Here is a 15574-nt window from a genome sequence, read left to right as displayed (position 1 = left end):
CGCCGCCATTCACGCCGGCAACTCCACGCGTACCTGGTAGTGGCGCCCGGCCTCGACCGCGGCGATCACCTCGCCCTGCAGCGGCATCCCGTCCACCAGGATGCGGCGCTCACGGAGTCCTTCGACACGCTCGATCCCCACCTCGAACACCGCGCCGCGGAACTGCCGCGATGCGCATGCGCGCGGCCAGTGCGAAGGCAGCTGCGGCGCGATGCGAAGTCCGTCGCCGTCTCCGCGCAGGCCGAACAGGGACTCGACCATGCAGCGATACAGCCAGGCCGCGGTGCCGGTGTTGAACAGCTGGCTGGACCGGCCAGCGGTGCGCGGGTGCGACCGCCAGGCCCCGCGGTAGTAGTTGGGCACGAACACCGGCAGCTGGCCGCGCTGCAGGCCGTCCGCAGGATCGGGGCCGGTCAGCATCGCGCGCATGACCTGCCAGGCGCGGTCCGACTCGCCCACCGCATACAGGCTGTGCAGGTAGAACGCGGCGGCATGGTTGTAGACCGCGCCGTTCTCGGCCGAACCGGGGAACTTCTGGGTCAGACGGCCGACGTCCTCGCGCATGCCGGTGTACGGGGGATCGAGCATGGCCACGCCGGAGGGCGAGACCAGCTGCGCATCGATCGATGCAAGCAGCCTGTCGCGCCGGTCCGCATCGGCGGCGCCACTGAGCATCGACCAGCTCTGCGGATTGAGATAGATGCGACCCTCGCCGTCGGCACGCACGCCGAACACGACGCCATCGTCGGTGATGCCGCGGCCGTACCAGTCGCCATCCCACAGGTGCCGGTTGACCGCGTCGTTGAAAGCCGCGGCGCCTTCGCGGAAGGCGGACGCCTGCCGCGCCCGGCCCCGGCGCTCGCAGATTCCGGCCCACAACGACAGCGCATGCGCGCTGGCCAGCGACAGCCAGCCCGATACGCCGCGCCCCTGCCACCCGACCATGTTCATCGGATCGCACCAATCGCCCTGGGCGATGTAGCTCAGGCCGCGTCCGTCGCGTTGCGCCAGCAGCCATTCCATCGCGCGATCGATGCGTTCGGCGACGCTGGCGCGCACGCCCTCGCGGTCGCCGACCTGGACGTCGAGCAGTGCGTCGTCGCCAGTCTCGTCCAGGTAGGCCTGCAGGCACACCGGGAGCCACACGCAATGGTCGGTGTGCGGCACCTGGTTGATGTACTTCAGTTCCGCGCCCTCCAGCAGCAGGATGCCGTCGGGCATCGCGCCGCTGGCTTCCTGCTGCGACAGCGCATGCAGGAACGCTGCGCGTGCCGTCGCCGGCCGCAGGTAGGCCATGCCCATGTGGTCCTGCAGGTAATTGCGCGTCTGCGGATCGGTGGTCAGGCGGTTGGAGTCGCCGTGGTAGTAGACCTGCCGCGGCAGCCAGTGGTTGGCGAAATCGTCCAGCCACGGATCCGGCGTCTGGATCCGGAGGCAGCCACCCCCCTCGTCGAGATAGGCGGCATAGTCCGTGCGCGCCATCGCGAAGCCGGTGGCGGAGAGCAGCCGTGCGCGCAGGGCCAGTACCTCCGCATCGTCGCGCGCCGGAGCGAACACGAAGCGGTATTCCTCGACCGCATCGGCGGCGAGGGTGGCGCGGTACTGCAGCGCGGCGACCGGCATCTCGTAAAGCGCTTCGCCGCATGCAAGCCGCTCACGACCCACGATCGCGTCCGGCGCCTGCAGGCCACCCTCGCCCTCGAACGCAGCCTGGTTCGCCTCCCAGGCATGCGGCTCGCGTTCGTGCAGCAGCACGGTGCGATCCTTGAATTCGCGGTTGCGGAAGTAGTCCTGCACCTTCTGATAGGGCGTGACGCTGTCGCACACGATCCCGCCCAGGTCGGCGCGCCAGGCGCCGGACTGGTTCATCCACGACATGTAGCCGACCGGGAAGTACGGATACAGGCTGACCCTGCGTTCGCGGCCCGAGCGGTTGCGTACGCGCAGCGTCCACAGCTCGGCGGCGTCATCGAGCGGCAGCGATACCTGCCACTGGACTTCGATGCCGTCGCGGCACACCGTCCAGGCCACGTCACCCCGGCCGACCGAGAAGGCGAATTCATCCGGCGCATGGTTCACCGGCGCGTGCGGGGCGGAGAAGAGCAGGCCGCTCTCCTCGTCCTTCACGTAGCAGAAGCGACCCGGGTGGTGCGCGTAGTACGGCTGCTCCGGTTGCATGAAGGTCCTGGCCTCCAGCGTCGGCGCATGCGCGTATTTCGCCGGCTCCGGCTGCATGAACTGGGCGGTGGCGTAGCCGCGGCAGTTGAGCTGGAGCAGCAGCTTGCGGTTCCACAGGAACGTCGACGCCTGTGGCATGGCAAGCGGGCTGTGCAGGACGAAGCGACGCCCCTGCTCCTCGAAACCCCAGCAGGCCTGGCTCATGCCACGGCCTCGCGGCGCGCCTGCAGTTCGGCCTGCACTTGGCCCAGGGCCGCATCATCGAGCGGATAGAAGCGCATCACCCAGGCGGCAAGCAACGCCACTACGCCGGGAATGACCGTCAGCAGCAGCACGATCCCCAGCTGCGACGCGTCGGACTGGGCCTGGTTGGCCACGTAGCCCATTCCGGCCAGCATCCAGGCGATCGCCGCCGAGGCCAGCGCACCACCGAACTTCTGCGAGAAGGCCGCGGCGGCGAAGGTCATCGCGGTGGCGCGGCGCCCGGTCTTCCACTCGGTGTAGTCGGCGCAGTCCGCGTACATCGAGAACGCCAGCGGCGACTTGGGTCCGAGCAGAAGTCCGATGAGGATGTTCAGCGCGAGCATGGTCCAGATCTGCTCGCGCGGGATGAAGTACATCGCGCAGCTGAGCACGCCGACCGCCGCCATCAGCCACATCAGCAGGCGCTTCTTCTCCACGAACCGGGTCAGCAGCGGGGTCGATGCCGCACCCACCGCCAGTGCCACCGAGTAGCTGCCCAGGAACAGCCCCGTCAGTTCAGGACGCGCAACGTAGTACTTGAGGTAGTACACCAGCGAACCGCTGCGCATCACGATCGTGACCATGATGATCAGCGCCAGTGCGAACAGCACCAGCCACGGGCGGTTGTCCAGCAGGTCGGCCACGTCCTGGCGCATCGTGCCCTGGTGCTGGAGTTGCGGCTGGATGCGCTCGCGCGTGGTCGCGAACACGACCGCGAAGCAGGCGACCGCGACGATGCCGTACAGGCCCAGGGTCAGCTGCCAGCCCAGCGGCTCGTCGCCGCGGCCGAGCCAGCGCACCAGGTCCAGGGTGAACCAGTTGACCACCGTGGTGCCGGCGAAGGCGGCGATGAAGCGGAAGCTGATCAGCGTGGTGCGCTGCTGGCTGTCGGCGGTCATGACGCCCGACAGCGCCGAATACGGCATGCTCAGCACGGTGTAGGCGAGCATCATCAGGGTGAAGGTGGCATAGGCCCACAGCAGCTTGCCGCCGCCATCCAGGTCGGGCACCGTCCAGGTCAGCACGCCGGCGAAGGCCAGCGGCAAAGCGCCCCACAGCATCCACGGGCGGAAGCGTCCCCAGCGGCTGCGCGTGCGATCGGCGACCGCGCCCATGAACGGATCTGTCGCCGCGTCGACCAGCTTGGTCACCAGCATCATGGTCCCGACTGCGCCCGCCGCCAGGCCCATCACGTCGGTGTAGAAGATCAGCAGGAACGCCGAGATATTGGCCCAGTAGAGGTTGAAGCCGAAATCGCCGATGCCGTAGCCGACCTTTTCGCGGAGTGGCAGTCGCGCATCGGCCTCGCGCGCACCTGGATGACCGGCCTGTACGGAGTGCTGCATGCCTTCGCCTCGAGATGGGGCGCAAGCGCGCGTGGCCACCGGGCCACACCCGGCCCGGCGCCTGGTTGACAGCGTTGTCGAGCTTGCCGGCATGGGGCCGCGCAGGCAAGCGCGCAGCGCATGCGGCGGACGCGGCCAGACCATGCGTCGCAGTACACTGGCCGCCTCCGGATGAGGAGGGCCGCCTTGGTCCCGAGCTGGATCCTGCTACTGGTATCGGTCGGCTACGCCGCACTGCTGTTCGCGGTGGCGTGGTGGGGCGACCGCCGTCCGATGTATCCCGACCGTCCGTGGCTGCGCCCGGCCGTGTACAGCCTGGCGCTGGCCGTGTACTGCTCGTCGTGGACGTTCTATGGCGCCGTCGGCAGCGCGGTGCGCAACGGTATCGGCTACCTGCCGATCTACCTGGGCCCCTTGCTGCTGTTCCTGTTCGGCTGGCGGATCATCGAGCGCCTGGCGTTGATCGCGCGCAGCCAGAACACGGTTTCAATCGCCGACTTCATCTCGGCGCGCTACGGCCGTTCGCGCAGGCTGGCCGCGCTGGTCACGGTGATCGCGCTGGTGGGCGTGGTGCCGTACGTGGCCCTGCAATACAAGGCGGTGGCGATGAGCCTGACCGTGCTGTCCGGACAGGACGCCGGGCAGGTCGGGGTGATGGCCGATCCGGCGCTGTACGTGGCGCTGCTGATGGCCCTGTTCGCGGCGCTGTTCGGCACCCGCCAGGTCGATGCCACCGAGCACCACCACGGCATGATGCTCGCCATCGCGCTGGAATCGCTGGTCAAGCTGGTGGCGATGATCGCCGTGGGCGTGTTCGCGTGGGCCTGGCTGGGCGGGCACCAGATCCGCATCGCCGACTCGGCGCGGACCCTGTTCCAGGCATCGCCGCCGATGGGCTTCGTGGCCCAGACCCTGCTCGGCTTCCTGGCCATCGTCTGCCTGCCGCGCCAGTTCCAGGTGGCGGTGGTCGAGTGCGGCGACGTGGCCGACATCCGCAAGGCGCGCTGGCTGTTCGGCGCCTACCTGCTGGTGATCTCGGTGATGGTGGTGCCGATCGCCGGCGCCGGCGTGGCCTTGTTCGGGACCTCGGGCGACGTGGCCAGCGACACCTTCGTGCTGGCCCTGCCGCTGGCCGAGGGCCGCGACGCGCTCGCGCTGGCCGCTTACGTGGGCGGCTTCTCCGCGGCTACCGGCATGGTCATCGTGGCCAGCATCGCGCTGGCGACGATGGTCAGCAACGACCTGGTGATGCCGGTGCTGCTGCGACGCGGCTGGGGCGAGCGTCACGCGGCGGCCGACGTGGCCTCGATGGTGCTGTGGGTGCGCCGCGTAGCGATCCTGCTGCTGGCGCTGGCCGCCTACACCTACTACCGCTGGATCGGCGGCGACACCACACTGGCCGCCTACGGGCTGATGGCCTTCGTCGCGGTCGCGCAGTTCGCGCCCGGCCTGATCGGCGGCCTGTACTGGCGCGGGGCCAGCCGCCGCGGCGTGGAGATCGGCCTGCTGGTCGGTTTCGTCACCTGGATCTACACGCTGCTGCTGCCGGCACTGTCCAGTTCCGGGCATTTCGATCCGGCGTGGATGCACGAGGGCCCGTTCGGCCTGCACTGGCTGCGGCCACAGCAGCTGTTCGGCCTCAGCGGCTGGGATTCGCTCACCCATGGCACGTTCTGGTCCTTGCTGCTCAACGGCTCGGTGATGATGCTGGTCTCGGCGCGCTGGCGGCCGGGCGTGGACGAGCGCCTGCGCATCGCCCCGTTCCTGGACCCGTACGCGGAGCGCCAGACCCTGGCGCAGGGCGAGTGGCCGGGCAATGTCAGTGTCGGCGACCTGCTCGCGCTCGCGGTGCGCATCGTCGGCGAGCGCCATGCACGGCGCGCGTTCTCCGAGCAGGCCATCTCGCTGGGTCGCGAACTGCAGCCGGCCGCGGCGGCGGACCGCGCCTGGATCCAGTTCACCGAGCGCCTGCTGGCCGCCTCGATCGGCGCGGCGTCCGCGCGACTGGTGCTGACCAGCGTGCTGCGCGGCTCGGGCATGCACCTGAGCGAGGTCATGGCGCTGCTGGACGAAGCGGGACAGGAGCTGCGCTTCAATCGCGGCATCCTTTCCACCACGCTGGAAAACATCAGCGCCGGGGTCAGCGTGGTCGACCCGGACATGCGCCTGGTCGCTTGGAACCGCCGCTACCAGAAGATGTTCGGCTATCCGGCCGGCATGCTCTATGTCGGCCGTCCGGTCGCCGACCTGATCCGCTACAACGCCGAGCGCGGCGAACTGGGCGACGGCAACACCGACGAACAGGTCGGCAAGCGCATCGAACACATGCGCGCCGGCAACCCGCATGTGTTCGAGCGCGTGCGCGCCGACGGCAGCGTGATCGAGATGCGCGGGCAAGCCCTGCCCGGCGGCGGCTACGTCACCAGCTACAACGACATCACCGCCTACAAGCATGCCGAGCAGGCTTTGCGGGAAGCCAACGAGACGCTGGAGCAACGCGTGGCCGAGCGCACCCGCGAGGCGGAGGAAGCGCAGCAGTCGCGCACCCGTTTCCTGGCGGCGATCAGCCATGACGTGCTGCAGCCGCTCAATGCCGCGCGGCTGTTCGCCTCGGCCCTGCGCGACAGCGGCGAACCGCAGGAACAGCAGCACTTGGCCGAACGCGTGGATGCGTCGCTGCGCGCGGCCGAAGAACTGCTCGACGGACTGCTCGACGTCTCGCGGCTGGATACCGGCGCCCTGCAGGCCGATGTCCGCGAGTTCGATGCGGGCGAACTGCTGCGCGAACTCGCCGCGCAGTACGCCCCGGTGGCAGCCGGCCGCGGCCTGGACCTGCGGGTGTACGCGCGCCCGTGGCCGGTACGCAGCGACCGCCGCCTGCTGCGCCGGGTGCTGCAGAACTTCCTCGCCAACGCGCTGCGCTACACCCGGCAGGGGCGGATCGTGCTGGGCATGCGCGCGCACGGCGACGCCGTTGCGCTGCAGGTGTGGGACACCGGCCCGGGCATCCCGCTCCAGCACATGCGCCAGATCTACGACGAGTTCCATCGCTACCAGCAGCCGTTCGACTGGGGCGAGCGCGGCCTGGGCCTGGGCCTGTCGATCTGCCAGCGCATCTCGCGCCTGCTCGACCATGGGCTGGATGCGCGCAGCTCGGTCGGTCGCGGCAGCATGTTCTCGATCACCGTGCCGCGCGCCGCGGCCTTGCCGACGCCGATCGAACGGCCAGCCACCTTCCTGCCCGACTCCGGTTCGCTGGCCGGCCTGCGCGTGCTGTGCGTGGACAACGACCAGGAGATCCTCGACGGCATGCGCGTGCTGCTCACGCGCTGGCAGGCGACCGCGATCACCGCCAGCACCGTGGACGATGCCCTGGCGCGGATGGCCGACAGCGCGCCGCAGGCGATGCTGGTCGACTACCACCTGCACGATCGCCTCGATGGCCTGGACACGCTCGATGCTTTGCGCGATGCGGGCGGGCGGATTCCCGGCGCGCTGCTCACCGCCGATGGCCGCGACGAACTCAAGCGGCTGGCGCGCCAGCGCGGCTACCGCCTGCTGACCAAGCCGGTGAAGCCGGCTTCGTTGCGCGCCTGGCTGGCCGCGCAGGTGCCGGCGGCCGAGCGTGCCGAGCCCTAGGACTCCCCCTTGGCCCGGTAATGGCATGACTTGACCCTGGGCTGACTCCAGGGTGTGCAATCACGTGCCGCACCCGGCGTTCATCCACCATCCGTTGAACCGCCGCCATTCGTCGCTTAACGTGGCGATGCCTGCCGATATCCGCACGATGACCCTGATCCGCCGCCTTTCGCTTTGCCTGCTCGCCCTGGCCCTGTTGCCGGGGGCGACGCTGCAGGCGCAGATGTCATCGACGTCGGTGCGTGATGCTGTTGCGATTTCGTCGACGGTAGCGACCGGCGATTGTCACCAGGCGATGTCCATGCCGCCGTCTACCGACACAGTGGACGCGGGCCATCACCCCGGGCCCGCCAGCGGTGCGACGCACGCCGGTGAATGCTGCGGCGATGCCGACGCCAAGGACAGCTGCTCGGGTGCCTGTCCATGCCCGACGGCGCTCGCGGCGCTGCCGCTTTCGTCCTCCAGCGCATCGGACCCGATGTTGCAGCAGCGGTGGCAGGCCGTAGGGTTTCAAGGCCGTGACCGCTTCGCCGAAGGACCGCCCAGGCGCCCCCCGATCGGCTGAGGGGACGCAATCCTCCGCGTCGCGCGATGTCTGCGCGCAGTGCCTGCCTGTATCGATGCCGCGGCTTGCGGCTTCGACCTCCGCTGGAATCCAGATGAGCCGTCATACCCGCTTCCCCCACTCTCCCGGCGTGGCTTCGCTGCCGCGTCGCCGTTTCGTCCAGGGCCTCGCCTTCGCCGGCCTCGCCGGCGGCAGCGGCCTGCTTCGCACGCCGGCGCTCGCCGCGCCCGGCACGTCACCGCAGGTGCTGCGCGGCACCACGTTCGACCTGGCCATCGGTGCCCGCGAGGTCAACATCACCGGCCGCGCGCGCCAGGCGATCACCGTCAACGGCAGCCTGCCCGCCCCGTTGCTGCGCTGGCGCGAGGGCGACACGGTCACCGTACGCGTCGCCAACCGCCTCGCCGACGCACCGACCTCCATCCACTGGCACGGCATCCTGCTGCCGGCCAACATGGATGGCGTGCCGGGCATGAGCTTCGACGGCATCGCGCCCGGCGAGAGCTGGCTGTACCGCTTCACCCTCAGGCAGTCCGGCACCTACTGGTACCACAGCCACTCGATGTTCCAGGAACAGGCCGGCCTCTACGGCGCGATTATCGTCGAGCCTTCGCAGCCGCCGCCGTTCCACTACGACCGCGAACACGTGCTGCTGCTCTCGGACTGGACCGACCTGGCGCCGGACGCGCTGTTCCGCCGGCTGAAGAAGGCCCCGTCCTACGACAACCACTACAAGCGCACCGTCGGCGACTTCGCCCGCGATGCCGGCGAAGGCGGCCTGCGCGCCACGCTCGCCGACCGCGGCATGTGGGGGCGGATGCGGATGACACCCAGCGACCTGTCCGACGTCAATGGCCACACCTACACCTACCTGCTCAACGGCCTGCCACCGGCGGGCAATTGGACCGGGCTGTTCCAGCCCGGCGAGAAGGTGTTGCTGCGACTGGTCAACGCCGGAGCGATGACCTATTTCGACGTGCGCATCCCGGGCCTGAAGATGACCGTGGTCGCGGCCGACGGCCAGTACGTGCACCCGGTGACGGTGGACGAGCTACGCATCGCCGCTGCCGAAACCTATGACGTCATCGTCGAGCCCGCGGGCCAGGACGCGTACACCATCTTCGCCCAGGACATGGGCCGCACCGGCTTCGCCCGCGGCACGCTGGCCGTTCGCCACGGCCTGGCCGCGCCGGTCCCCGGCAACGACCCGCGACCGCTGCTGACCATGGATGACATGGGCCACGGTGCGCACGGCGGTGCGGTGGCGCCTGTCGAAGGCGGCTGCGGCGCGATGATGCGGCACGGCACCGAGGGCGGTTGCGGCGCGACCATGCACGGCGGCGGTCACGACGGCCACGCGGCTGCATCCGTCACCCATCCGGACAGCGAACGCGGCAATCCGCTGGTGGACATGCAGTCCTCGCCCAGCGGCCCGCGACTGGACGACCCGGGCATCGGCCTGCGCGACAACGGCCGCCGCGTGCTCGCCTACGCCGACCTGAAAAGTGTCTTCGACGATCCCGACGGCCGCGAACCTGGACGCGAAGTCGAGCTTCACCTCACCGGGCACATGGAGAAGTTCGCCTGGTCCTTCGACGGCATTCCGTTTGCCGGCGCCGAACCGCTCCGACTCAACTACGGCGAGCGCCTGCGCATCGTGCTGGTCAACGACACGATGATGCAGCACCCGATCCACCTGCACGGAATGTGGAGCGACCTGGAAGATGCCGATGGTGCGTTCCAGGTGCGCAAGCACACCGTCGACATGCCGCCCGGCACGCGTCGCAGCTACCGCGTGCGCGCCGACGTTCTCGGCCGCTGGGCTTACCACTGCCACCTGCTCTACCACATGGAAGCCGGGATGATGCGCGAAGTGCGCGTGGAGGAAAGCGCATGAGCCGCGCGACACTCCGCATCGCCATGGCGCTGGCCCTCGGCGCGCCCGCGTTCGCGCAGGCGCAGGCCGGCTGCACGGCGGAGCATGCGGCGATGGGCCACTGCACGTTGCCCGCGTCCGCGCCGGTGCCCGCCGCAGTTCCAGCCAAGGCGCCTTCTGCACAAGCCGTCGACGACTGCACGGCAGAGCATGCCGCCATGGGTCACTGCACGCGTCCACAGGCCGGCTCCGCGGCATTCGATGCGAACGACCCGGCCTGCCCTCCCGAACACGCCGCGATGGGGCATTGCACGCCACGCAGCCCGCGCGCGCAGGTGCGGGAGCAGGCACCACGCGAGCCCATTCCCACCCCTACCGAAGCCGACCGCGCCGCCGCCTTCGCTCCGCTGCAGCATGGCCACGCGCACGGCGGCGACATCCACAGCCTGGTGCGCTTCAACCGCTTCGAGGCATGGGATGCCGATCCCGGCACCGGCCAGGCGTGGGAAGGCAAGGCCTGGATCGGCGGCGACGTCCAGCGCCTGTGGCTGCGCAGCGAAGGCGAGCGCGAGCACGGCCGCACCGCATCTGCCGACCTGGAAGCGCTCTACGGGCGCGGCATCAGCCCGTGGTGGGACTTCCTGGCCGGCGTACGCCACGACTTCAATCCTGGGCCCTCGCAGACCTGGGCGGCGGTCGGCGTGCAGGGCATGGCCCCATACAAGTTCGAAGTCGCGGCCACCGCATACCTCGGCGCGGGCGGGCAAAGCATGTTTACCGCCGAGATCGAGTACGAACTGCTGTTCACCAGCCGCCTCATCCTGCAGCCGCTGGTGGAAGTGGAGTTCATGGGCCGTGCCGATCCGGAGCGTGGTACCGGCTCGGGCCTGTCCTCGGTCGAAGCCGGATTACGGCTGCGTTACGAGGTCGACCGCCAGTTCGCCCCGTATGTCGGGCTCGCGTACGAGCGCACTTATGGCGGCACCGCCGATCACCGTCGAGGCGCGGGCGAGGCGGCACATGAAACGCGCTGGGTCGCCGGCGTGCGCTGGTGGTTCTAGCGGTTGCGCGCGTCGCCTTGCACGGAAACGGACAAGCGCGTGGCCGGCTGCGAAAGCCAGCCACGCGCCCGGTAACCGCACCACCGTCGGAGCGGGCGGGACTCAGCGCGCGACGCGGGTCTGCGTGCCGTCGTTGGTGACGCGGACGCGGTCGCCGACCCGGTAGTCCCCGACCGTGCCCGGCTGCACGACCACGATGGAATTCCCCGACTCCAGGCGCACGGTGAATTCGACCGCACTGGTATCGCTGGTGAGCCTGCGGCCGCTCTCGATCGCCACGGGGCGCAACGCCTGGATGGTGCCCCACTCCACGCTTTGCACCTCGCCCGAGACACCGCGCCCGAAGGTGTCGGCGTCCCTGGGCGTGCTCGCACATCCTGAAATCGCGGCGGCGGCCACGACGATCGAAACCAGTACTGCCCTGCTGGAACTGCTGTTCATGGTTCCACTCCTGATGTTCGTTTCCGGGTTGGGACGGAACTGCATCCGACCCGCTGGCTGGACGAAGGACGGCATCCGCGGCGGGTTGTGCCTAACGTACCACCGGGAGTGCCGACGACAGGATGCATCTGCAAGGCGAGCCCCTTTTCGGGGCAGACCTGCGCGTGAGGCGCTGGCGCCGGGACATGGGCCCACCATCAACCAAATTCAGAAGCTAAGCTATTGATCTAAAATGATCAGCTAATTCGACTTGGCAACGCGTACTCACTTTGTTACTCACAAACCATCTATCCGCATAGGCCGCGCCGGGGCCGCCCGGCTAAGCTGAGGTTGTCCCATTTGCACACGCCCCACATGCCGCCAGAGAACAGCGTACCCACCTTCGAAGCCACGTGCGCTCACATCGAGATACAGCTTATCGGTGTCATGGAGGATGCGCAGGCAGAGGAAATGAGTAACAGCCGGGACCAAGTCTTGCTCGAAGCACGGAGTGGACTTGCAGCATTGCGAGTAGCCCGTTCCGTTCGCGCCCGGGGGGACGCCGAGGCCGCATGGGGACACTTGATACATGCAGCCAGATTCGCGGGCTCCGCTGCGGCGAGCCTGAGCGGCACTTGGGCTCGTCCCGAAAGAGACCCGGTAGCGATAGGGAAGAGAGGGGGTCGCGGGAAAGGTGTCAACTTCCGGCAGCGCCGCGCAAAGGCAGCAGACGACTTCATGGCTCGCCGAGACAGCTTCCGGACTCAAGCTGAGGCCCGACAAGAACTGGATGGTGCGATTTCCAGGAACTCGATGCTCGATATCGCCGGGGCACGCACAAAGCTGTTTGACGAAAGGCCAGATGTCAAAATCTTCATCGATTCGCTACCTAAGTACGTCAGCGTGAAGGACCTCGCCAAAGGGAGGACTTAGGCAGCGCACTGCGCCCGAAGGAACGCGCGCGCCCAGGGGCATCGAACCGGAAGTACTCGTCGACCTTGGTCATGTAAGTGACCACAATCTCCTTCAAGGCGTTCCAAGTCTTGTCATCGTCCCTACGCAGCTGTCCGATGGCGATCCTGCTGTAGCGCTGCTTCTTGTTCGCGTTGCAGTTGAAGGCAGTACCGAAACCAGGAGCTATCACGTCCACCCAATGTCGGCCGAGGAGGTATGCCACAGCGCTGTCCTTACGGATCCGCCGGCCGTCGAACATGACTAGGAAATGGGTATGTGGCCCCTTCTGGAATGCACTTTCTTGTTTCCATGCGTACCACAGCAGTGACTTCCTGAAACCGCCACGCATCAGGTAGCGAATGAACTGGGCGCGATGCTCGGCAACGTCTTCGTATCGAATAACCTTCCCCCGGAAGTTTGCTCGAACGTATTCAGACGTGTAGCCGCAATCGATCCGCACAGCGACCATGCGAGAGTACTTACGCCGGAGCGCCTTCAAATCCCCAAGAAGGGCACGCCGATTCTTGAGCATCGTCCGCCGATTGTTTCGGATTACGCGGGCAATTCCCTCTTCAGAGGCCCTCTTTCGAATCTCGCGAACTCGCTCGTTCAACAGAGGGACCTCGCGCGCAGTTGTCTTGCTGGCGGCTTCGGTCAGGCCTAGAAACATTTCGAACAGATCGAACATCGGATTGAACCGATGATCGGGATACTGGCTCCGGATGAGCCTTGCATTGCAATGTCGAAGACACCAGCGAAGTTCCTGTCCCAATGCAGTCTCGCTGAAGCGTGGACGCCCGCGCTCCTGCGTGACTGAGAAGAGGGGCTCTTGCGTTCGTACCACCGCCGCCATCACGTCAACAACACGCACAACATCGAAGGCGGGTTCCTCAGAGCCAGTTCGGAGATGGTTCCCCTCATGCCAGATGAGCGACTGCTCGACCAGAGCGTCATGCAGCGTGTACTTCTTTTCCCACTTGTTCTGCTGCTTACGCTTACCAACAACGTACGATCCACCTCGAAGGTGCGCCCAACGAGCGGCATATTTCGGGGCAGTTCCCGCGGCCACACCCCGATTCTCGGGGTTCAAGGACGAGCTCCCACCAGGGGAGAGTTAGTGCTCGTGCGGGGATTCACCCCCTTCGCCGCGCGGGCGCGCAGCCACGCATCCACCTCGTGCTCGAAGAAGCCGCATGCCGACGCTGAAAGGCGGACGACCGCTGGGAACGTAGGGTCTTGGCCCTGGATGGCATATAGGGTCGACCTGCTGACACCGAGTTTCGCCTCAACTTCTGGGCGCCGAAGGATCTGGAGGGTGACTGGAGCGGGAGAACTCATGGCGCTAAGCCGTGCTTGGGAGATGCCCCCACGCTACGGACCAACGCCGGAAGGAGATATGTGATTTAGCCGCTATAACTTGTTATAGGGCTATTTGCCGGGCTTTGAACTAGAGAGCTGGCGCGCCGGTTTCCCGAGCCCGGTTCTCAATCGGCCCAGCCCCCTCGCCTTATGAATCAAAGAACACGCCCTAACTTTCACCCGGGCGCCCTAACTTTCCAGGTGCCTGGCGCCCGGTCAGACCTCAGGGGACGTCGCTCTTCCTGGATTAGACAGGCGATCAGGGAGCCAGCTGGCGCCAGCCACCGCGGCCAGCTCATGACTAGAGCTGCTGGCCATGCAACAAAAAAATCGGTTCCCCGGCGGGAGGGGAGCTCATGGCTCCCCTCCCTTGCGCCTCTTGGCTGACAACGCGTCATGCCTGTGCTGACGCGTCCTCGCACGACTCCCGTTGCTTTGTCGCTACCTGGTCGTCCGTCCTCGGAGCAAGATCGAACTTCGCGCGATCCAGATATTTGACCAAGCCATACAGCGCGAAGCCGAAGACAACCCCGCCACCAATCATTTTGAACATGTCGAACTCCTCTTCATCGCAACCAACCCTGTCTTAAAACGAAACGTCCACCCTGACCCGCAGGCCGGTCGAAACCTGCGATCAAGCAACGAGACTGATCACTTCGTCCCACGCTTTTTGCTTGATCTGCGCACCCTGCCCGAACCACGCCGCATCTCGACGATAGTCGTCGCTACGGGCGCGACGGTGGTGGTCCACGTATTCGGTGACGCTGTTGAGCAGCCCCCAAGCGGTGCCGCGGCTGGATTCGAGCGCAGCGCCCTTCCCACTGCCTTCGTACAATGAGCGGACGACCTTGAGTGCCTTCTCATTGACGACGTTGCTATTCCCGTTCGGGGCCGGATAAGTGAGAACGCGCCGGAGCAGCCCCTCGACGGAATCCGGATCGACCGGGCGATCCACCAGCGCCTTCATCCTCGCGACGAAGCCATCCCAGGATGAGACAGTGATGCCGAGCTGACGCTTGACCGCATTGGCATCGAACTGGCTCCGGTGCGGCACCTTGATGGCACCACTGTTATCGGCCAAGGCGATCGTCAGCGTGTTATTGCATACGACCCGAACCGACGTGAACTGGGCAGTTGTCGCGAGTGTGCCGTCGCAGGCGGTGGCCAGAAGCAGATAGCCCTCCACTCTGTCCCGGCCCTTGAGCGTGGTGCTTTGGCCAGTCTTCGCCAGCGCCCAAAACTTCCTCCCCTCGCGCAGCACGCCGGCAGTTTCCAGTTCGAAGCCGCCCACTTCGGTAAGGTCCCGATAGAACTCAAGGATCTCGCCAGGTTGGACGACCTGATAGCGCTTGGAAACCACAGCCAGAGGGTTCTTGGTGTCCGAGCGATACAAGACCTTCTGCTCGGGGAAGGCATTGATCATGCCGACACCGTTCTGCCCAGTGACAAAGCGGACTTCGGACTCCTGAATGCTCCAGTCCATGCCTGCGCTCTTCCTCCAAACATCAATCGACTGGCTAGCTGCAAGCCTCTGCCCCAATCCATGCCACGGCTTCTCGCCGGTGTACGCCATCGTTTCTACTAAGTGCATCTTCGACTCCGTTTTCTTGGCGGCATAAACGCAGAAGACCCGGACATGCCGGGCCTATTGCGGCTAGCTGCGATGGATGGCTTACGAGGCCTTGAGGCCTGCGCAGTTGGCGCACTTGACGATACCAACCAGCACGGCTGCGCTTACGACAAGGACGCAGTAGATCGCCTCAACCTTATGCTTCATTTCAACATCACCCTTGATGGACGGTCGACGCGGAGCGTCCAAACGCTAAGCCAGTCCCTCCGGCTTCATTGGGGTGATATGTGGATGAAAAAACTTGGAACGGACCTGCCGGCAGTTCAGGCGACGGCTTTCGACGAGGAGCACCAATTGCGCTCG

At 66.8% G+C, this 15574-nt stretch carries 11 protein-coding genes; 4 read left to right on the top strand and 7 right to left on the bottom strand.

From position 1 onward, the window contains the following. Positions 1-9 precede the first annotated feature (9 nt). Together MNQ95_RS07535 and MNQ95_RS07530 are read right to left on the bottom strand one after the other, a co-directional pair. On the bottom strand, positions 10-2382 hold the full coding sequence (locus tag MNQ95_RS07535) for a GH36-type glycosyl hydrolase domain-containing protein (RefSeq protein WP_241954281.1): 2373 nt from the start codon (positions 2380-2382) through the stop codon (positions 10-12). Further along, positions 2379-3767 carry an MFS transporter gene (locus tag MNQ95_RS07530; RefSeq protein ID WP_241954280.1) on the bottom strand — a complete coding sequence of 463 codons (1389 nt, stop codon included), beginning with the start codon at positions 3765-3767 and terminating at the stop codon, positions 2379-2381. The genes MNQ95_RS07535 and MNQ95_RS07530 overlap by 4 nt, the downstream gene beginning before the upstream one ends. 186 nt (positions 3768-3953) lie before the next feature. Here MNQ95_RS07530 and MNQ95_RS07525 point away from each other — a divergent pair, with 186 nt between their 5' ends. From MNQ95_RS07525 to MNQ95_RS07510, 4 genes are all read left to right on the top strand, one after another. Further along, positions 3954-7406 (top strand): hybrid sensor histidine kinase/response regulator, encoded by a 3453-nt coding sequence (locus MNQ95_RS07525; RefSeq protein ID WP_241954279.1) that lies wholly within the window; start codon positions 3954-3956, stop codon positions 7404-7406. A gap of 64 nt (positions 7407-7470) precedes the next feature. Continuing rightward, a complete protein-coding gene (locus MNQ95_RS07520) occupies positions 7471-7971 on the top strand; it encodes a hypothetical protein (RefSeq protein WP_241954278.1) in 501 nt (166 codons plus the stop codon). Positions 7972-8065: 94 nt separating this feature from the next. Continuing rightward, the gene (locus MNQ95_RS07515) at positions 8066-9868 is read left to right on the top strand and encodes a copper resistance system multicopper oxidase (RefSeq protein WP_241954277.1); all 1803 of its coding nucleotides are present in this window, start codon (positions 8066-8068) and stop codon (positions 9866-9868) included. After that, complete coding sequence (locus MNQ95_RS07510) at positions 9865-10908, top strand: copper resistance protein B (RefSeq protein ID WP_241954276.1); 1044 nt, start codon at positions 9865-9867, stop codon at positions 10906-10908. The genes MNQ95_RS07515 and MNQ95_RS07510 overlap by 4 nt, the downstream gene beginning before the upstream one ends. Positions 10909-11010: 102 nt before the next feature. Here MNQ95_RS07510 and MNQ95_RS07505 read toward each other — a convergent pair whose 3' ends face one another. The 5 genes from MNQ95_RS07505 to MNQ95_RS07490 all read right to left on the bottom strand — a co-directional run bounded on the left by MNQ95_RS07505 (position 11011) and on the right by MNQ95_RS07490 (position 15232). Beyond that, positions 11011-11349, bottom strand: a complete 339-nt coding sequence (locus MNQ95_RS07505; protein WP_241954275.1) for an outer membrane lipoprotein — start codon at positions 11347-11349, stop codon at positions 11011-11013. A gap of 877 nt (positions 11350-12226) precedes the next feature. Then, positions 12227-13372: a YagK/YfjJ domain-containing protein gene (locus tag MNQ95_RS07500; protein WP_241954274.1), complete on the bottom strand. Its 1146-nt coding sequence runs from the start codon at positions 13370-13372 to the stop codon at positions 12227-12229. Further along, on the bottom strand, positions 13369-13620 hold the full coding sequence (locus MNQ95_RS15870) for a helix-turn-helix transcriptional regulator (RefSeq protein WP_425605726.1): 252 nt from the start codon (positions 13618-13620) through the stop codon (positions 13369-13371). Before MNQ95_RS15870 ends, MNQ95_RS07500 begins: the two co-directional genes overlap by 4 nt. Before the next feature lie 415 nt (positions 13621-14035). Beyond that, positions 14036-14194 (bottom strand): hypothetical protein, encoded by a 159-nt coding sequence (locus tag MNQ95_RS07495; RefSeq protein ID WP_241954273.1) that lies wholly within the window; start codon positions 14192-14194, stop codon positions 14036-14038. A gap of 81 nt (positions 14195-14275) precedes the next feature. Beyond that, positions 14276-15232: a DUF932 domain-containing protein gene (locus MNQ95_RS07490; protein WP_338423337.1), complete on the bottom strand. Its 957-nt coding sequence runs from the start codon at positions 15230-15232 to the stop codon at positions 14276-14278. Between the last annotated feature and the right edge of the window lie 342 nt (positions 15233-15574).

Origin of the sequence: Pseudoxanthomonas daejeonensis, assembly GCF_022637495.1 — a bacterium.
In the GTDB taxonomy this organism is placed as follows: domain Bacteria; phylum Pseudomonadota; class Gammaproteobacteria; order Xanthomonadales; family Xanthomonadaceae; genus Pseudoxanthomonas; species Pseudoxanthomonas daejeonensis.
Note: the sequence above shows the minus strand (reverse complement) of the source record. Positions and strands in the feature narration are given on the sequence as shown.